We start from the raw sequence: 18652 nt of genomic DNA, 5'->3' as shown, positions 1-18652 counted from the left end.
CGCCCGCGACTACTGACGGAGTAATTCAATGAACTACACGAACCCGACGGGCGCTCACGGCGGCGTGACGGCGCCGATGCCCACGAGCCGCTACATCCTGCCGCAGTTCGAGGAGCGCACCTCCTACGGCACGAAGCGCCTCGACCCGTACACGAAGCTGTTCGAGGACCGCATTATCTTCCTCGGCGTCCAGGTCGACGACGCGTCGGCCGACGACATCATTGCGCAGCTCATCGTCCTGGAATCGCAGGATCCGGACCGCGACATCCTCATGTACATCAACTCGCCCGGTGGCTCGTTCACGGCCCTCACGGCGATCTACGACACGATGCAGTACATCCGCCCGGACGTGCAGACGTTCGTGCTCGGCCAGGCCGCTTCGGCCGCCGCTGTGCTGCTGGGTGCCGGTGCGCCGGGCAAGCGTTTCGCGCTGCCGAACGCTCGCGTTCTCATCCACCAGCCGGCCATGGAGGGCTCGGGTGGCCAGGCCTCCGACGTCGAGATCCAGGCCAACGAGATCATGCGTATGCGTGACTGGCTGGAGGAGACGCTGGCGAAGCACTCCGGTCGCAGCGTCGAGCAGGTGCGAGCCGACATCGACCGCGACAAGATCCTCACGGCCGAGATGGCCAAGGAGTACGGTCTCGTCGACGAGGTGCTGCAGAGCCGCAAGGCCTCGCTCGAGCAGTGATGCCTCGCGCTGTGAACGCGACGTGACGACACGAACGCGCCGGTGCCCTTCGGGGGTGCCGGCGCGTTCGCGTAGGTGACGCGGGCTTTCCGCCGGTGGCGAACAGGCTCGCGTCGAGCCGCCACGCGCGGTTCAATGATGGGGGAGACGTGCGCGGTGAACTACCGTCGTGCGGTGCACTTCACGGGGGCGATCCCCGTGTTGTCTAGGTAGGACGACGAAGGGAACGACCGGTGGCACGAGTGGGCGAGAGCAGCGATCTGCTCAAGTGTTCGTTCTGTGGCAAGAGCCAGAAGACGGTCAAGAAGCTGATTGCCGGCCCCGGCGTCTACATCTGTGACGAGTGCATCGACCTGTGCAACGAGATCATCGAGGAAGAGCTGACCGACTCGGTCGATCTCGGCCTCGAGAAGCTGCCGAAGCCGCGCGAGATCTTCGACTTCCTGCGCGAGTATGTCATCGGCCAGGACGCCGCCAAGCGCGCCCTCGCCGTCGCGGTCTACAACCACTACAAGCGCGTCCAGGCGTCCGACTCGACGTCGAAGGACCCGGTGGAGATCGCCAAGTCCAACATCCTGCTCATCGGCCCCACCGGCTGTGGCAAGACCTACCTCGCCCAGACGATGGCCAAGATGCTCAACGTCCCGTTCGCCATCGCGGACGCCACGGCGCTGACGGAGGCCGGCTACGTCGGTGAGGACGTCGAGAACATCCTGCTCAAGCTACTGCAGGCCTCCGATTTCGACACGAAGAAGGCCGAGACCGGCATCATCTACATCGACGAGATCGACAAGGTGGCCCGCAAGAGCGAGAACCCGTCGATCACGCGCGACGTCTCCGGTGAGGGCGTGCAGCAGGCGCTGCTCAAGATCCTCGAGGGCACGGCCGCCTCGGTGCCGCCCCAGGGTGGGCGCAAGCACCCGCACCAGGAGTTCATCCAGATCGACACGACGAACGTGCTGTTCATCGTCGGTGGTGCGTTCGCGGGCCTCGAGAAGATCATCGAGGACCGCAACGGCAAGAAGGGCCTCGGCTTCGGCTCGCAGCTGCACACGCCCGCCGGTGGCGATGCCTCGATGGCCGAGGTGCAGCCCGAGGACCTCATGAGGTTCGGCCTCATCCCCGAGTTCATCGGTCGTCTGCCCGTCATCACGACCGTCGAGCCGCTCGACCGTGAGGGCATGGTGAGCATCCTCACCGAGCCGAAGAACGCCCTCGTCAAGCAGTACAAGCGCATGTTCGAGATCGACGGTGTGAAGCTCGAGTTCACGCCCGATGCCCTGGACGCCGTCGCCGAGCAGGCGATGAGCCGCGGCACCGGCGCTCGCGGTCTGCGCGCCATCCTCGAAGAGGTGCTCCTGCCGGTGATGTTCGACGTGCCGAGCGAGGACGACATCGACAAGGTCGTCGTCACCCGCGAGGTCGTGCTCGACCGCGTCGACCCGACGATCGTGCGTCGCCGCGCCGCCTGATTCACGCTCTCGCCGCCACGGCTAGGGGCGAGAACGAACGAAGCGGCCCTGACCTTTCAAAGGTCAGGGCCGCTTCGTCGTGTCACTGCGTCACTTCTGCTTCGGCGGGGGAGGCGTGAGCTCTGCGTCGCGCACGACGAGCGTTGCGCCCTCGGTCTCCTCGACCGCCGTCGTCATACCGGTGATGCGACCTGCAGCGCGCAGATCGGCCTCACCCTTCTCGGCGGCTGCGAGAGCGTCAGCCGGGCCCGCGAGCGTCATCGACGTGACCTCGGCACGCATGCCGAGCTTCGCGTCCGACTTGGCGCGGCGCACACCCGCGAGAGCCTGCGAGACCGCCGTGAGAACCTTCGGGTCGGCGTCGGCCGGGAGGGTCGAGCCTGTGACCGACGGCCACGGCGCGCGGTGGATCGAGTCCGCGTGCGTCCACGACCACACTTCCTCCGTGGCGTACGGCAACACCGGCGCGAAGAGGCGCAGCAGCACGTCGAGAGCGATGCGGACCGCCGCCTGGGCCGAAGCGGCCTCGGCGTCGCTGAACTTGCCGTCACGGTTGTTGGCGCGCTCCTTGACGAGCTCGATGTAGTCGTCACAGAACGTCCAGAAGAACGTCTCGGTCAGCTCGAGGGAGCGGGTGTAATCCCAGGCCTCGAAGCCCTTCGTGGCGCGTTCGACGACGTCGTGCAGCGTGGCAAGCATCGACGTGTCGAGCGGCTGCGTCACGAGCGCGAGCAGGTCACCGTCGGCGGCGCTCGGCTCCGGCGTCATGTACGCGAACTTCGAGGCGTTGAGGATCTTCATCGCGAGGCGACGGCCGACCTTCATCTGACCCGTGTCGTACGCGGCGTCGGTGCCGAGGCGCCCGGAGGCGGCCCAGTAGCGCACGGCGTCGGCGCCGAACTCCTTGACGACGTCCTCGGGCGTCTGCGCGTTGCCCTTCGACTTCGACATCTTCTTGCGGTCCGGGTCGAGGATCCAGCCGGAGATGGCCGTGTTCGTCCACGGCACCGAGCCGTTCTCGTGGTGCGCGCGCACCGCGGTCGCGAACAGCCAGGTACGGATGATGTCGTGGCCCTGCGGGCGCATGTCCATCGGGAAGATCTTGGCGAACAGCTCGGCGTCGCTGCCGTGGGCGCTGCCGTCGGCGATCGGCCAGCCGGTGGCGATCTGCGGCGAAAGCGACGACGTGGCCCACGTGTCCATGACGTCCGGGTCGGCGACGAAGCCGCCCGCCTGACCGCGCTGGGACTCGTCGTAGCCCTTCGGCGCCTGACCCTGCGGGTCGATCGGCAGGTCGGCCTCGTCGGGCACGATCGGGTTGTCGTAGTCGGTCTCGCCCTGCGCGTCGACCGGGTACCAGATCGGGAACGGCACGCCGAAGAAGCGCTGGCGCGAGATGAGCCAGTCGCCGTGCAGGCCCTCGATCCAGTTCGTGTAGCGGCTCTGCATGAAGCCCGGGTGCCAGGTCATCTCATTGCCGCGTTCCACGAGGGCAGCGCGCAGGTCGGCGTCGCGTCCACCGTTCTTGATGTACCACTGGCGGCTCGTGACGATCTCGAGGGGCTTGTCGCCCTTCTCGAAGAAGTTGGCCTTGCGCTGCGTCTTCTTCGGCTCGCCGTCGAGGTAGCCGGAGGCGATGAGCGCCTTGACGACGTTCTCGCGGGCCGTGAACGTCGTCTTCGTCGCGAGGTTCTCGGCGAAGAGCTCCTCACCCGGGCCGCCGGCGATCCACTCGGGGGTCTCGGCGGTGATGCGGCCGCTGCGCGTGATGATCGAGCGGGTCGGCAACTGCAGTTCGCGCCACCACTGCACGTCGGTGAGGTCACCGAAGGTGCAGCACATCGCGATGCCGGCACCCTTGTCCATCTCCGCCATCGGGTGAGCGAGGACCGGGATCTCGACGCCGAACAGCGGGCTCCTGACCGTGGTGCCGAACAGCGGCTGGTAGCGCTCGTCGTCCGGGTGCGCGATGAGCGCGACGACGGCGGGGAGCAACTCGGGGCGCGTCGTCTCGATGTAGACGCGGCCGTCGTCAGCAGCGTCGCTGTGGAACGCGACGCGGTGGTAGGCGCCCGGGTAGTCGCGCGCTTCGAGCTCGGCCTGGGCGACGGCCGTCTGGAACGTGACGTCCCACAGGCCCGGCGCCTCCTGCTGGTAGGCCTCGCCGCGCTTCAGATTGCGCAGGAAGGCCTGCTGGGCGACGGCGCGCGAACGCTCGTCGATCGTGCGGTAGGAGACGTTCCAGTCGACGCTGATGCCGAGGCGGCGGAAGAGATCCTCGAACGTCTCCTCGTCCTTGACGGTGAGCAGGTCACACAGCTCGATGAAGTTCTGACGACCGATCGGTTCCTGGTCGGCGGCCTTGACGCTCTTGCCCTCGGCACCCTGCAGCGGCGGGGTGTAGTCGGGGATGTAGGCCTTTGTGGCGTCACCGCGCACGCCGTAGTAGTTCTGCACACGACGCTCGGTGGGCAGGCCGTTGTCGTCCCAACCGATCGGGTAGAAAACCTCACGCCCCTGCATGCGCTGGTAGCGCGCCATGCAGTCGGTGTGGGTGTAGCTGAAGACGTGGCCCACGTGGAGTGACCCCGACGCTGTCGGCGGGGGAGTGTCGATGGCGAAGACCTGCTCGCGGGGTAGATCGAGCGCACGCTCACGGTCGAAGGTGTACGTGCCGTTCTGCTTCCATACCGCGCCCCACGTGTCTTCGAGTCCGTCGACGGTGGGCTTGTCCGGCATGGGACGAGCGGTGGGCGTGGAGTCAGCAGTCATGGGGCCATGTTTTCATGCCCTTTCACCTCGATGCGACAACGCCCGCGCCGTCCGCCTAGTCTTAGAAGGAATGGGCGTGCCCCGCGACAGCGCGGGCGCGCGACGATGAGGCGTTCGCGCAGTGGCTGCGAGTCGGTGCGTGAACCCGAGAAGGAGTAAGTCCGATGAACTTTGACTCGCGTGGGTCCTTCGCGCTGGAGCCGTTCGTCTCGCGGTACGCCCCCACCCAGGTGATGCCGCTCGGGGAGGGCTTCCTCGAGTACGCGCAGGGCAAGCTGCCCTCGTCGCTCGTCGAGCTGTACCGCCGCCACGGCCTCGGCTGGTACGGCCAGCAGGAACTGTTGCTCGTCGACCCGAGCCGGTGGATGCCGGTGCTCGTCGAGTGGTTCGGCGCCGACGTGTCGAGCATTCCGTTCGCCGTGACGAGCTTCGGGCACGTGTACCACGTGGCTCCGTCGGGCCAGGTCGAGTGCCTCGACCCGCACTTCCTCACGAACATGGTGGTCGCCGGTTCTGTCGAGGAGTTCTTCACCGAGCACCTGCTCTCGCAGAGCTCGCACCTTTCCGACCTGCGCGGCCCGCACCAGGGTGCGCGCTCGAAGCTCGGCCCGCTGGGCGACGGCGAGCTCTACTACTTCACGCCGATGCTTCCCCTGGGCGGCTCCGTCAGCCCCGAGTCGCTGACGAAGGGCGACGGCGTCCAGCACGCCCTCCTGACCCACCGGATGGTGCGCGAGCAGCGTCAGCGCTGAGGCAAGCACTGAGGACGAAGGACGAGGTCGAGGCGGCCTCGTCCTTCGTCATCAGCGCACGAATGTTGAGAGCGTGATTCACCCCACAGGAAATGTTCAGGGTGTGACTTTAGGGTTCGACCACCGCGCGGACTGGTCGTGCGCCCGTGCGCCGCGAGGGTGGCCGAGAAACGTCAGGAGACGAGTACCTCGAGTTACCCGGCCAGTGGTGGTGCTCCGTCCTCCTCGAGCACGTCGCCGTGGTACTACGTCACGTTCCAGCTCAGCCATACCAACGAGCGACATGAGTTGCCGGTCAACGGCCGCTACGACGGTCAGCTGGCCGAGGGTGACGAGGGCCAGCTCACCATCCAGGGAACACGCTTCAAGGGATTCGACCCCAGCACGCAGGCCTTGCCGTACCCGACGGAGTCGTCGGACTATTGATCGTCACGCATGTGAACGCTGCCAGGGCGGGAGTTTGAGGTGAGGTTTCGGACGCCTCGCGTGAGTTCCACCCTGCTGGCGACGTGGCGCCCACCCGTCTGGCAAGTCTGTGAGCAGCTTCGCTCGGTGGCGTCCTTTTGCCTTAGCGTCGTGTCGTCTGTCTGCAGGGCGTCACCGACGCCAAGACCAGCGCGACCCGAGGGGCACGGGAGGGGGCACCAGGTCGTGTGGGCGGCGAGCAGACCGGCAAACTGTTCAGCGAGCCTACGATCGAGAAATTGGACGTCCTGGGCTCCAAACTCCCCGCCTGACACCACAGACCGGGAATACTGGGCCCAGAAAGGAGGGCTCGCTGCGCACGGACTTCGGGCTCACGCAGCCCGCTGACGTCGTGGCAGCGACCCCTTCTCTTGCGGCCTATCGCTAATCACCAACAGATCGGGGAACCGTGATGACAGGAACTGACGACGGCGTTGCCACGACGCGTTCACCCGAGGTAGCGGTGATCGGGGGCGGGATCGTCGGTCTGTCGACGGCGTACGCGCTGCGGGAGCAGGGCGTGCCGGTCCGCTTGTACGAGGCTGGTTTGCCCGGATCGGGTCAGTCCGCAGGCGAGTCGCGGATCTTCCGGCATGCCCACGACGACCCGCGACTCGTCGCTTTCGCGCGCGAAAGCCGCGGCATATGGGATGAGTGGGCCGAACACTTCGACGTCGAGCTGGTCTCATCGGACGGTGTCCTGGCGATCGGAGACAGCGCCCTGGCGCGGCTGCGGGTGCTCGACGAGGTCGGCGGCGTGGAAGCGCACGAGATCGACGCGGCCGAGGTCGCCCAGCGGATGCCGCTGCTCGCTGGGTACTCGGGGCCAGCGATGCTCGACGAGTCGGGCGGCGCGATCCGCACCCGAGCCGCGATCACGGCACTCACGGGTGCCCTCGGAGATGCGGTCACCACCGGTGAGGTCATCTCCATCGATCCCCGCGCCGACGGGACGGTCGAGGTGCGCAGCGTCACCGACCGAGCTGTCTACTCCAAGGTGGTCGTGTGCGCCGGCCGCGAAACCGCCCGCCTGGCCCGCAGCGTCGGCCTGTCGCTGCCGGTTCGCCTTGCCGCACACGTCAGGCTGACCTTCGACGTGAAAGCCGCCGCCCCGGCACGAGTCGCGTGCCTGCAGGACAGCAGCGGCGTCTTCGGCGAAGTCGGCGTGTACGCGACGCCGCTACCGGGCAACAGCAGTTATTCGGTCTGACTCAGCGACACCGTCGGCGTCCGCGACGACGGAACTTTCATCGACCCGGCGGCGATTCGATCACTGGACGAACGCGCACGCGAATACGTGACACGGGCGCTGCCCGGTCTCCACCCAGAGCCGCGCGACTTTCTTCACTGCTGGGTGACCGACCTCCCATGGAGCGAGGACGGCGTGGCCGTGTGGGAGGCAGACTCTGTCCTTTTTGTGGCCGGTCACAATCTGTTCAAGCAGGCACCTGCGCTGGGTCGCGCTCTTGCCCGGGCTGCGACCGGCGGTGGTCTCCGCGCCGAGCTCACGCCCGAAGCGCGCCTCGGCGAGGCCCAGAGCTAGGGCGTGTCTCCCAATCCCGGGTGACCCGAGATCCTGGCCGGCAAACTGTTCAGCGAACCCACGATCGAGAAGTTGGACGTCCTGGCCTCTAAGCTTCCCGCGTGAGACTACGACCTCGTCGAGTGTGTCGCTGTGCGATGTTCAGATCGCACAGCGACACACTCGTCACATTGGGGTCGCGTTGGTGGCTGCCTGCAGTGCGGCGGCAAGGTCGCCCGCGGAAGCACCGACGCCCTTGTCCGCGACGTAGGCGGGCGTACCAGCTGCAACCACGGCCCCGCCGGCGTCGCCCGCGCCGAGTCCAAGATCGATCACGCGATCGGCCACCGCGACAACGCGCATGTCCAGCTCCGCGGCGACGAGCGTGTTGCCCGCATCGAGCAGCGGTTCGTCCTGGCTAGGGTCCCTCGCAGCGGCGGTCGAACAACGACCACCCACACTTCAATAGTCGGTGCGACGCTAGGAACGGTTCCGCGACGTGCCCCAGACTTCCTGGAGCTTTTCCCTCGTCCTCGAACCTCTTTGACGCAAGCTCGGCAAGACACTCGACCCCGACGACTTCACCGACGCGCAAGCCGTCGCCGCCGTCGAACGCATCACCCGCGGCAACCTCCGGCTCCTTGAGCGCCTCCTTACTCAGATCCAACGTGTCCTGAAGATCAACGAGCTCGACGTCATCACCATCGACGTCGTCGAAGCCGCCCGCAGCACCCTCGTCATCGCCACCACCTAACCCGACACCGATCGCGGCGAAAACGACGACATAAAGCGAAGCTGCTCACAGGCAAGTCGTGACGATGCCTCTGCTCGGTTCCCTCATCGTGGTCGCGGGCATCATCGTCGTGAGCCCCTTCGGCGAGGCGGAGCTTGCCGGATGGGCCCTCATCTTCGGTGGGTTGCCGTTCACCGGCATGGCAAGGACATAGCTCATGCTCTACGAGGAAGCCGTTGTTCTCCGTAAGCCGGTGTTCGCTCGTGCCGTCCCGATCGAGGAGATCGTTGCGATCAGCGCGGGCCGACACGGCGTCATGTTCGCCTGGGCCGACGGAAACACGAGTACGAGCACCGGCGTCGGTGAGCAGGGCATCATTCCCAACCGCCTCGTCCCGGACATGGTCTCGGGCATTCTCGAAGCTCGCGACGCGTACCTCACGGCTCACGATCTGGCGTGTCGGACGGGTGAGGCCGCGCCGCCGGTTCGTGTCCGCGACGATCAGGGCGGCTGGGGGTGGGTAGACCCCGACCCGCTCGCTACGGGAGATCGGCTGACGACGTCAGGTCACGGAGTCGAAGCACGCCACATTGCGAGGATGTTGTGTTGTTTGTGCGCCTCATACGGTGCCCAAACAACACAACATCGTGCGCTCAGGCGCGGTTCGTGGCTGCGGGGCCGGGGCGGACCGAGACCATGTCGAGGTTGGCGTCCGGCGAGGCCGTCAACGCAGCGCGGACGGCGCCGGCCACCGACTCCGGGCGCAGGTAGTTCTCCGCGTCGTACTCGCGCCCCTCGAAGTCGTTGAGTTCGATCTGCATGTCCGTGGCCACGCGGCCCGGGTGAACGGAGGAGACACGGATCCCTGCCGGTCGAAGCTCCTCGCGCATCGCGTCGGTGAGTGCGCGAGCCGCGAACTTGGACGCCGAGTAGACGCCGCCGGGCCCGTTGGCCGTGAGCCCCGAACCCGAGTTGATGACGACGACCGTTCCGGACGCCTCCTCGAGAGCGGGCAGGACGAGCCGAGTCAGATCCGCGACGGCGAACACGTTGACCTCGAAGGTGCGACGCCAGTCGTCACGCGAGAGGTCGCGGAAGGCGCCGCTGCCGAGTAGGCCAGCGGAATGCACGAGACCGTCGAGCCGCTCGAGGCCGAGCTCGTCAACGGCCCGCTCGACGGCGTCGGCGTCCGTGAGGTCGGCCGCGAACGGGCGGGCCGATGCGTAGCGCTCACAGGCCGCAGCGACCGCAGCGGGGTCGGTTCCGCCGACGATCAACTCGTGGTCGGAGGCCAGATCGTCACAGATCGCTCGGCCGATGCCGCGCGTTCCACCGGTGACCAGGATGACGGGACGTTCGCTCATGACCCCACGCTATCGGCGTCCCCAGACAGACCGCGTCCCCGCCCGGTTCACGACCTCGCGCGGCCGGGGCGTCATGCGCGCTCCGGGCGAGCCACCGAGCGCACCGCATCGCGGCGCGGCCGTGCGCAACGGTGGGCGCCTCCCTGTCCGGAACCTGCGCAGGGACACCTGCTCCCGAGCCGTGTCACAACCACGCAGGAGGGGACGTGATGAACATCAAGCGCGCAGTTTCAGCAACTCTGTTGGCCGGAGGGATTGCCGTCAAGGGCACCGGCGTTGCATCGTCCGCGTCAGCGGGACCGTCGATCGGCAAGACCTGGAATGCCGGAACCACGCTGTACTACGCCTACTACGCCGCGACTGACACCTTCTGCATCGGGCGAGGTTCATCGTCGCCCGCGCGACTCAGCGTGGCGTTCTCCAAGGGTGGCAGGGGGCTGCACTCCCTGACGCTGAACGCCAAGGTAGGCAAACAAGCGTGTTCGCAATTCAAGAAGAACTCTTCCCGTCTCTACGAGAACGACCGCGTGAAGTTCACGCTCTCGAACAGCCTCGGCGCCAAGTCCACCGGATACCTGCGCGTCTGACGCGCTCCTCGTGGTCCTCCAGTGCGCCGCGAGGACCAGGAGGCCCGTTTGCGTGGGGCAATCCATCAACCTTGCGCATGTCATGCGACGCGGAACGTCGACCGGATCGCCGGGGTCGCGGAGCGTCAGACCCAGTGGCCGCGAGCCGGTTGAGGCGTCATGAGGTTGACATGCTCCGGCGTCAGGTCGTCGATCGCGTTGACGCCGACCAGACGCATCGTGCGTCGCATCGAGGTATGCATGAGGTCGAGTATGCGTGTGACGCCGCGCTGACCACCGGCCATGAGGCCATACATGTAGGCGCGCCCCACGAGCGCGTAGTCGGCGCCCAGCGCGACGGCGGCGACGACGTCGGCACCGTCCATGATCCCCGTGTCGATGCCGATCGAGAAGGCATCGCCGAGTTCGGCACGCACCTCGGGCAACAGGTGCAACGGGATCGGTGCGCGGTCGAGCTGACGGCCCCCGTGGTTGGACAGGATGATCCCGTCGACACCGCCCTCGGCGATGCGGGCCGCGTCAGGCACGCTCTGCACGCCCTTGACGACGAGGCGCCCCGGCCACAGCTGGGCGAGCCACGCGATGTCGTCGTGGTCGAGTGACGGGTCGAACATGCGGTTGACGAGATCGGCCACGGTGCCCGAACTACGGGAGAGCGACGCGAATGACAGCGGCTCGTGGGTGAGGAAATCGAACCACCAGTGCGGGTGCGCCGCTGCGTCGAGGACCGTCCGGGCGGTCAGCTGCGGCGGGATGGAGAAGCCGTTGCGCGTGTCGCGCAGGCGTGCGCCCGCGATGGCCGTGTCCACCGTGACGACGAGCGTGCGAAAGCCTGCCTGCCAAGCCCGCTCGACGAGTGCTGCCGAAGCCTCGCGGTCGTTCCACAGGTAGAGCTGGAACCAGTTGTCACCGTCCGGCGCATGGGTCGCGACGTCCTCGATCGAGGCGGTGCCCATCGTCGAGAGGCAGAAGGGGATATCGGCGTCGGCGGCGGCTGCGGAACCGGCGTATTCACCCTCGCTGTGCATCATCCGGGTGAAGCCGGTGGGGGCGATGCCGAGCGGCATCGCGACACGTCGCCCGAAGATCTCGGTCGAGGTGTCGGCATCCGAGACGTCGTGCAGGACGTGGGGCACGAATTCCACGTTCCGGTAGCTCAGCCGCGAGCGCCGCAGGGAGATCTCCGCCTCGGCGGCGCCGTCGACGTAGTCGAACGGAGCCTTCGGTGTGCGTCGCTTCGCGATCTCGCGCAGTTCCCAGACGCTCGTGGCTTTCTCCAGCCGACGCCCGACGCGATCGGTCGACGGTTTGGCGAACCGCACGAGCGATGCCAGTTCACGAACATCCGGCATGCGGCGTTCCAGCGCGGCGGGGATGGGGCGGGAGTGGTGCGAGGACGTCATCGCTCAACACTACGACCGCGGCCGAACAGACATCGGGCCTCGCCCCTGATCCTCCGGGGCGCGTTTTCCTCACACCGTCGCCGCTCGCTACCATGGTCGTAACGACGTTCGAGCCGTCATCAGCGGCGAGTCCCCGGAAGAACAGTGCCACCACATGGAGACACTCAGTAGAACCGGGCGGGAGTGGCCCGTCACAGCCGGCATGAAGCGGTCAGATCGCTCCCTGCGCACGCGGGTTCGAGATGGCAAGCAAGGTGGTACCGCGAGGTTCCGACACATGTCGGTGCCGTCGTCCTTGCACCCGACCTGACCGCGCAAAGGATGCCGCCATGACCTACCCAAAGGACGACCTCACCCAGAATGCCACTGCCGCAGATCAGCACGCCGGTGAGGCATTCGGGATCAAGGGCGTGCCCTCCTCGCCCGCGTTCCCCGACATCGAACGCGCCGTCCTCGACTACTGGGCGGCCGACGACACCTTCCGCGCCTCGATCGAACAGCGTGACGCCGGTGAGAACGGGGAGAACGAGTTCGTCTTCTACGACGGCCCGCCCTTCGCCAACGGTCTGCCGCACTACGGCCACCTCCTCACGAGCTACGTCAAGGACCTCGTGCCGCGCTACATGACGATGCGCGGCAAGAAGGTCGACCGTGTCTTCGGGTGGGACACCCACGGCCTGCCCGCCGAACTCGAGGCGATGCGTCAGCTCGGTCTGAAGACCAAGGACGAGATCGTCGAGATGGGCATCGAGGCGTTCAACGACGCCGCCAAGGCGAGCGTCATGAAGTACGCCGACGAATGGGTCGACTACGTGGGCCGCATGGGCCGCTGGGTCGACTTCGAGCGCGGCTACCGCACGTACAACGCCGGCTACATGGAGTCGGTCATCTGGGCGTTCAAGTCGCTGTACGAGAAGGGCCTCATCTACGAAGGCCTGCGCGTGCTGCCGTACTGCTGGAACGACGAGACGCCGCTGTCCAACCACGAACTGCGCATGGACGAGGACGTCTACCAGAACCGTCAGGACCCGGCCGTGACGGTCGGCTTCACCCTGGAGACGGGCGAGAAGGCCCTCATCTGGACGACGACGCCCTGGACGCTGCCGAGCAACCTCGCCGTTTCCGTCGGCCCCGACATCGACTACGTCGTCGTCGAGGCTGACGCCCCCACCGGCTCGAGCGAGCGCTACGTCATCGCCGAAGCGCGCCTCGCGGCCTACGCCAAGGACCTGTTCGGCGAGAAGCTGGACGCCGACGCGCTCGCCGGGAAAGTCGTCGAGCGGTTGAAGGGCCGCGACCTCGTCGGACGCCGCTACACCGCACCCTTCACCTACTTCGCGGACGAGGAGAAGCTCGCGGGCAGCGCGGCGTGGAGCATCCTCTCGGCCGACTACGTCACGACCGACGACGGTACGGGCCTCGTCCACATGGCCCCCGCCTTCGGTGAGGAGGACAAGGCCGCCACGGACGCCGCGGGCATCCCACCGGTCGTTCCCGTGGGCCCCGACGGCCGCTTCACCTACCCGGTGAGCGACTACGAAGGCATGCAGGTCTTCGACGCGAGCCCGCACATCATCGACCACCTCAAGGCGGCGACGAAGGGTGCGGGGGAGAAGGGCCACGTCAGCGACGGCACGCTTCTCGTGCGCCGCGAGAGCTACGACCACTCCTACCCGCACTGCTGGCGCTGCCGTCAGCCGCTCATCTACATGGCGGTGAGCTCCTGGTTCGTCGAGGTGACGAAGATCAAGGAGCGCATGCTCGCGCACAACGACGAGATCACCTGGGTGCCCGGCAACGTCAAGCACGGCCAGTTCGGTAAGTGGCTGGAGAACGCACGCGACTGGTCGATCACCCGTAACCGCTTCTGGGGCAGCCCCGTTCCGGTGTGGAAGTCGGACAACCCCGCCTACCCGCGTGTCGATGTGTACGGCTCCTTCGCCGACCTCGAGCGCGACTTCGGCACGCTGCCGGTGAACGCCGCCGGCGAACCCGACCTGCACCGTCCGTTCATCGACGAACTCACGCGCCCCAACCCGGACGACCCGAGCGGCCAGTCCACGATGCGCCGTGTCAGCGACGTGCTCGACGTCTGGTTCGACTCCGGCTCGATGAGCTACGCGCAGGTGCACTACCCGATGGAGAACGAGGCCTGGTTCGAGAACCACTTCCCGGCCGACTTCATCGTCGAGTACATCGGTCAGACGCGCGGTTGGTTCTACACGCTCCACATCCTCGCGACGGCGCTGTTCGACAAGCCCGCGTTCTCCTCCGTCATCTGCCACGGCATCGTGCTCGGCAGCGACGGGCAGAAGATGAGCAAGTCGCTGCGCAACTACCCGGACGTGTCCGAGGTGTTCGACCGTGACGGCGCCGACGCGATGCGCTGGTTCCTCATGTCGAGCCCGATCCTGCGCGGCGGCAACCTCTCTGTCACCGAGCAGGGCATCCGCGACGGCGTGCGTCAGGTCATGATGCCGCTGTGGAACGCCTGGTCGTTCTTCGCGCTGTACGCCAACGCGGCCAACGGCGGCGAGGGATACGAGGCCAAGTGGACGACGAGCTCGACCGACGTTCTCGACCGGTACCTGCTCGCCAAGCTGCGTGACCTCGTCGAGACGATGCAGGCGCAGCTGGACGCCTACGACATCGCCGGTGCCTGCGAGAGCGTGCGCGGCTTCCTCGACGTCCTGACGAACTGGTACATCCGCCGCAGCCGCGAGCGCTTCTGGGGCACGGGCGCCTCGGCGCAGACCGGTGAGTCGCACGAGTCCCTGTCGGCCGAGGCCTTCGACACGCTCTACACGGCCCTCGAGGTCGTGACGCGCGTCGCCGCACCGCTGCTGCCCTTCGAGACGGAGCAGATCTGGCGCGGTCTCACGGGTGGCCGCTCCGTGCACCTCAGCGACTGGCCGGTCGCCGACGACCTGCCGGCGAACGACGAGCTCGTCGCCGCCATGGATCGTGCCCGTGAGGTCTGCTCGGTGACGCTCGGCCTGCGCAAGGCGGAGCGCCTGCGTGTGCGTCTGCCGCTCGCGAGCGTCACGGTGGTCGGTGAGAACCCGCACCAGCTCGAGGAGTTCGCGAGCCTCGTCTCCGACGAGGTCAACGTGCGTCACCTCGTCCTGGCCGACTCGGCGAGCGCCGACGCCGACCGCTTCGGTGTGAGCCAGCGCCTGTCGGTCAACGCTCGCGCTGCCGGCCCGCGCCTGGGCAAGAACGTCCAGCAGGCCATCAAGGGCAGCAAGTCGGGTGACTGGTCGGTCGACGCGAACGGCGTCGTCACCGCCGGCGGGCTCGAACTCGTCGAGGGCGAGTACACGCTCGACATGGCTGTCGACGCCGACAAGGCCGGCGCCAACACGGCGGCAGCGATGCTGCCGAGCGGCGGTTTCGTCGTCCTCGACACCGAAGTGAGCCCGGAGCTCGCCGCCGAGGGGCTCGCCCGTGACGTCGTGCGCGCCGTCCAGCAGGCCCGCCGCGACGCCGGACTCGACATCTCCGACCGCATCTCGCTCACCGTCACCGGTGACGACGAGGTCTGGGGCGCCACCGTCGCGCACCAGGACCTCATCATGCGCGAGACGCTCGCCGTCCAGTTCGGTTCGGCCGGTGCCGCGCACCAGCTGCCCGAGGGCGTCGGCACCGAGGCCGAGGTCGGCGACAAGCAGAAGGTTCGCATCGTCGTGAAGAAGGTGGAGGGCAAGTGACGCCCACGAAGCGAAGCGGCGCTCCTGACGCCGAGGCCCGCGAGGCCGAGCACCAGGCCGCGCTGCGCCTGCGGGTGCGCGAGATCGAGGACTCGATCCTCGCGCGCACCCCGGAGAACAACCCGGAGCCGTCGCTCGAGCGCGTGCGCCGGGCGATGGAACTGCTCGGCGACCCGCAGAAGACGTTCCCGATGATCCACCTCACGGGCACGAACGGGAAGACGACGACGACGCGCATCGTCGAGCGGGTGCTGCGCGAGCACGGCCTCAAGACAGGCCGGTTCACCTCGCCGCACCTGCACGACTTCCGTGAGCGCATCGCGCTCAACGGGGAGCCGGTCGACCCGGAGCGCTTCGTCGCGGTCTGGGCGGACGTGGAGCCGTTCATCGCGATGGTCGACGCCGAATGCCTCGCCGCCGACGAGCCGACGATGACCTACTTCGAGGTCCTCGTCGTCCTCGCCTACGCCGTGTTCGCGGACGCGCCCGTCGACGTCGCCGTCGTCGAGGTCGGCCTCGGCGGCGTGTGGGACGCCACGAACGTGGCTGACGGCGTCGTCTCCGTCATCGCACCCGTGGCCATCGACCACACGCGCCTGCTCGGCGACACCCTCGAGGACATCGCGGGGGAGAAGAAGGGCATCATCAAACCGGGCGGCATCGCCGTCGTCGCCGAACAGGCCCCCGAGGTCGACGAGATCGTGCGCGAGTACTGCCTCGAGGTCAACGCCACGATGCTGCGCGAGGACGACGCCTTCGGCGTGACAGCCCGCGAACCTGCCGTCGGCGGACAGATGATCTCCGTGCGTGGCCTCGCCGCCGAGTACGCCGATCTGTTCCTGCCGCTCTTCGGCGAGCACCAGGCGCACAACACGGCGCTCGCGATCGCGGCTGTCGAGGCGTTCCTCGGCGGGGGCGAGCAGAAGATCGACGACGACGTCCTGCGCGCAGCGCTCGAAGGCGTGACGTCGCCCGGTCGTCTCGAGATCGTTCGCCGTTCACCCACGGTCGTCGTGGACGCCGCGCACAACCCGGCCGGTGCGGCCGCGTTGCGTGAGGCGCTCGCCGACTCGTTCCAGTTCAACCGCCTCGTGGGTCTCGTCGCCGTGCTCGCGGACAAGGACGCCGAGGCCATCCTCACGGCCCTCGAGCCGACGCTCGACCACGTCGTCGTCACGCGCAACACCTCGCCGCGCTCGATGGCGCCGCGGGAGCTGGGCACGCTGGCGGCCGAGCTGTACGGCGACGACCGTGTCACCGTCATCGAGAACCTGCCGGACGCGCTCGACCACGCCGCACAGCTGGCCGACGAAGAGGGCGTCGGCGGTGGTGTGCTCGCCACCGGGTCGGTCATCACGGCCGCCGAGGTGCGCATGCTCCTGGGGGTGACGAACTCGTGACCGCCGAATGGATCCGGCGCCTGCGTTTCACCGGCATCGGTGAGCGCAAGACGCGACAGCTCGCCGGCGCGACGATCGGCTGCCAGGCGTTCATCCTGTTCTTCTTCGCCCTCACGGCGTGGGGTCTGGAGAACGCCGAGCACCCCGACGGCGGCGGCAACCAGAGCCTCTACCTCTGGGGTGGCCTCGGTCTGGCTGTGCTTTGTCTGTACGCCTCCGCGTCGATGCGGAAGTCGATCGGCATCCCCCTAGGGTGGGTGCTTCAGGTGGCTACGTTGCTCACCGCGTTCATCGCACCACTGATGCTCATCGCCGGGTTGCTCTTCCTCGCGCTGTGGATCACCGCGCTCGTGCAGGGCGACAAGATGGACGAACTGACGCGCAACTTCGTTGGGAGTAGTACATGAACTGGCTCGAGGCGATCGTCCTCGGCGTGGTGCAGGGGCTCACCGAGTTCCTGCCGATCTCGTCATCGGCGCACCAGCTCCTCGTCGGGCGCATCTTCTTCGGCAACGACGGTGGTGGCGCGGCCTTCACGGCGATCAACCAGCTGGGCACCGAGGCAGCCGTCCTCGTGTACTTCTGGAAGGACATCGTCCACATCGTCAAGCAGTGGTTCGGGTCGCTGACCGGCAAGGTCGAGAAGAACGACCCGGACGCTCGCATGGGTTGGCTCGTCATCACCGGCACCATCCCGATCGCCCTGCTCGGCATCCTGTTCAAGGATGCGATCGAGGGCACGCTGCGCAACCTGTGGATCACCGCGACGATGCTGCTCGTCTTCGCGCTCGTCATCATGGTGGCCGACATCCAGTCCGACAAGCGCCTCGAGAACAAGCAGACGGAGAAGGACCTCGAGCACCTGTCGTGGGCCGACGGCCTCAAGTTCGGTCTCTTCCAGGCGCTCGCGCTCATCCCGGGTGTCTCGCGTTCGGGCGGCACGATCGCCGGTGGTCTGTTCATGGGCTACTCGCGTCCGGCGGCAACGCGCTACGCATTCCTCCTCGCCATCCCGGCCGTGCTCGCCTCGGGCGCGTTGCAGGTCGTCGAGGTCGCCTCGGCCGGTAAGGACGCCGACTCGGGCAGTTGGGGCATGATCGGTATCGCCACCGTCATCGCCTTCGGTGTCGGCTACGCCGTCATCTCGTGGCTGATGAAGTACATCTCGACCCACAACTTCCGACCGTTCGTCATCTACCGCATCGGGCTCGCGCTCGTCATCTACGTGCTGCTCGCCACCGGCGTCGTCGACACCGCCGTGCACGCCTGACATCATCCGAAGCAAGCACTCGAAAACTTCCTCTGGAGGAACCCGTCATGACCGCACAGACCGAGCGTTCGCTCGTCATCGTCAAGCCCGACGGCTACCGTCGCGGCCTCACCGGCGAGGTCCTGCGCCGCATCGAGGCGAAGGGTTACAGCCTCGCCGCGCTGCAGGTCACCGAGGCCACGCGTGAGCAGCTCGCCGAGCACTACGCCGAGCACGAGGGCAAGCCGTTCTACGAGCCGCTCGTGGAGTTCATGAGCTCCGGCCCCGTCGTCGTCGCCGTCATCGAGGGCAACGACTGCATCAAGGGCTTCCGTTCGCTCGCCGGCGCCACCAACCCGACGGAGGCCGCCCCCGGTTCGATCCGCGGCGACCTCGGCCGCGACTGGGGCCTCAAGGTGCAGCAGAACATCGTCCACGGCTCCGACTCCACGGAGTCGGCCGAGCGCGAGATCGGCATCTGGTTCCCCAACCTCTGATCGAGGTGCGCGACTCACTCATCGCCGACCCGGGC

Annotated in this window: 15 protein-coding genes and 2 pseudogenes; 13 read left to right on the top strand and 4 right to left on the bottom strand. The window is 67.4% G+C overall.

The genetic code is table 11. The features are described from left to right. The first annotated feature begins 28 nt into the window (after window positions 1–28). On the top strand, window positions 29–691 hold the full coding sequence (locus K9D12_RS03700) for an ATP-dependent Clp protease proteolytic subunit (protein WP_118914032.1): 663 nt from the start codon (window positions 29–31) through the stop codon (window positions 689–691). 233 nt (window positions 692–924) lie between these two features. Next, window positions 925–2163 (top strand): ATP-dependent Clp protease ATP-binding subunit ClpX, encoded by a 1239-nt coding sequence (gene clpX / locus K9D12_RS03695; RefSeq protein ID WP_223059523.1) that lies wholly within the window; start codon window positions 925–927, stop codon window positions 2161–2163. Window positions 2164–2253: 90 nt separating this feature from the next. Here the strand turns inward: clpX and valS are convergent, their stop codons facing one another. Further along, entirely contained in the window at window positions 2254–4935 is a 2682-nt protein-coding gene (gene valS / locus K9D12_RS03690; protein ID WP_223059522.1) for a valine--tRNA ligase, read from the bottom strand. Window positions 4936–5099: 164 nt separating this feature from the next. On the opposite strand from valS, the gene K9D12_RS03685 reads away from it, so the two are divergent. The 3 genes and pseudogenes from K9D12_RS03685 to K9D12_RS03675 all read left to right on the top strand — a co-directional run bounded on the left by K9D12_RS03685 (window position 5100) and on the right by K9D12_RS03675 (window position 7695). After that, window positions 5100–5687 carry a T6SS immunity protein Tdi1 domain-containing protein gene (locus K9D12_RS03685; protein WP_223059521.1) on the top strand — a complete coding sequence of 196 codons (588 nt, stop codon included), beginning with the start codon at window positions 5100–5102 and terminating at the stop codon, window positions 5685–5687. A 159-nt stretch (window positions 5688–5846) separates the two neighbouring features. Beyond that, the gene (locus K9D12_RS03680; RefSeq protein ID WP_223059520.1) at window positions 5847–6113 is read left to right on the top strand and encodes a DUF2500 family protein; all 267 of its coding nucleotides are present in this window, start codon (window positions 5847–5849) and stop codon (window positions 6111–6113) included. Between the two features lie 451 nt (window positions 6114–6564). Next, a pseudogene (locus K9D12_RS03675) lies at window positions 6565–7695 on the top strand (NAD(P)/FAD-dependent oxidoreductase). Window positions 7696–7860: 165 nt separating this feature from the next. Here the strand turns inward: K9D12_RS03675 and K9D12_RS03670 are convergent. Then, window positions 7861–8133, bottom strand: a complete 273-nt coding sequence (locus K9D12_RS03670) for a hypothetical protein (protein ID WP_370633447.1) — start codon at window positions 8131–8133, stop codon at window positions 7861–7863. An 88-nt stretch (window positions 8134–8221) separates the two neighbouring features. Here K9D12_RS03670 and K9D12_RS14790 point away from each other — a divergent pair. Both K9D12_RS14790 and K9D12_RS15055 read left to right on the top strand, forming a co-directional pair. Beyond that, window positions 8222–8428 (top strand): annotated as a pseudogene (locus tag K9D12_RS14790) (ATP-binding protein); the annotation flags it as partial. A gap of 58 nt (window positions 8429–8486) precedes the next feature. Then, window positions 8487–8621 (top strand): hypothetical protein, encoded by a 135-nt coding sequence (locus K9D12_RS15055; protein ID WP_255573063.1) that lies wholly within the window; start codon window positions 8487–8489, stop codon window positions 8619–8621. Window positions 8622–9060: 439 nt separating this feature from the next. Here K9D12_RS15055 and K9D12_RS03665 read toward each other — a convergent pair whose 3' ends face one another. Further along, complete coding sequence (locus K9D12_RS03665; protein ID WP_223059519.1) at window positions 9061–9771, bottom strand: SDR family oxidoreductase; 711 nt, start codon at window positions 9769–9771, stop codon at window positions 9061–9063. A gap of 206 nt (window positions 9772–9977) precedes the next feature. Between K9D12_RS03665 and K9D12_RS03660 the strand changes: the two genes are divergently transcribed. Next, window positions 9978–10358, top strand: coding sequence for a hypothetical protein (locus K9D12_RS03660; protein ID WP_223059518.1), 381 nt, complete (start codon window positions 9978–9980; stop codon window positions 10356–10358). Between the two features lie 125 nt (window positions 10359–10483). Here K9D12_RS03660 and K9D12_RS03655 read toward each other — a convergent pair whose 3' ends face one another. Continuing rightward, complete coding sequence (locus K9D12_RS03655; RefSeq protein ID WP_223059517.1) at window positions 10484–11761, bottom strand: alpha-hydroxy acid oxidase; 1278 nt, start codon at window positions 11759–11761, stop codon at window positions 10484–10486. Window positions 11762–12090: 329 nt separating this feature from the next. On the opposite strand from K9D12_RS03655, the gene ileS reads away from it, so the two are divergent. The 5 genes from ileS to ndk are packed head-to-tail and all read left to right on the top strand — an operon-like array spanning window position 12091 to window position 18617. Continuing rightward, window positions 12091–15471, top strand: a complete 3381-nt coding sequence (gene ileS, locus K9D12_RS03650; protein ID WP_223059516.1) for an isoleucine--tRNA ligase — start codon at window positions 12091–12093, stop codon at window positions 15469–15471. Then, entirely contained in the window at window positions 15468–16871 is a 1404-nt protein-coding gene (locus K9D12_RS03645; protein WP_223059515.1) for a glutamate ligase domain-containing protein, read from the top strand. The genes ileS and K9D12_RS03645 overlap by 4 nt, the downstream gene beginning before the upstream one ends. Then, window positions 16868–17278, top strand: coding sequence for a DUF4233 domain-containing protein (locus K9D12_RS03640; RefSeq protein ID WP_223059514.1), 411 nt, complete (start codon window positions 16868–16870; stop codon window positions 17276–17278). Before K9D12_RS03645 ends, K9D12_RS03640 begins: the two co-directional genes overlap by 4 nt. Further along, complete coding sequence (locus tag K9D12_RS03635) at window positions 17275–18141, top strand: undecaprenyl-diphosphate phosphatase (RefSeq protein ID WP_223059513.1); 867 nt, start codon at window positions 17275–17277, stop codon at window positions 18139–18141. The genes K9D12_RS03640 and K9D12_RS03635 overlap by 4 nt, the downstream gene beginning before the upstream one ends. Window positions 18142–18188: 47 nt before the next feature. Beyond that, window positions 18189–18617, top strand: coding sequence for a nucleoside-diphosphate kinase (ndk, locus tag K9D12_RS03630; protein ID WP_047311371.1), 429 nt, complete (start codon window positions 18189–18191; stop codon window positions 18615–18617). The last annotated feature ends 35 nt before the right edge of the window (window positions 18618–18652 follow it).

It is taken from the genome of Dermacoccus sp. Tok2021, from assembly GCF_019895135.1.
In the GTDB taxonomy this organism is placed as follows: Bacteria; Actinomycetota; Actinomycetes; order Actinomycetales; family Dermatophilaceae; genus Dermacoccus; species Dermacoccus abyssi.
This window is presented reverse-complemented; position numbering and strand designations above follow the sequence as displayed.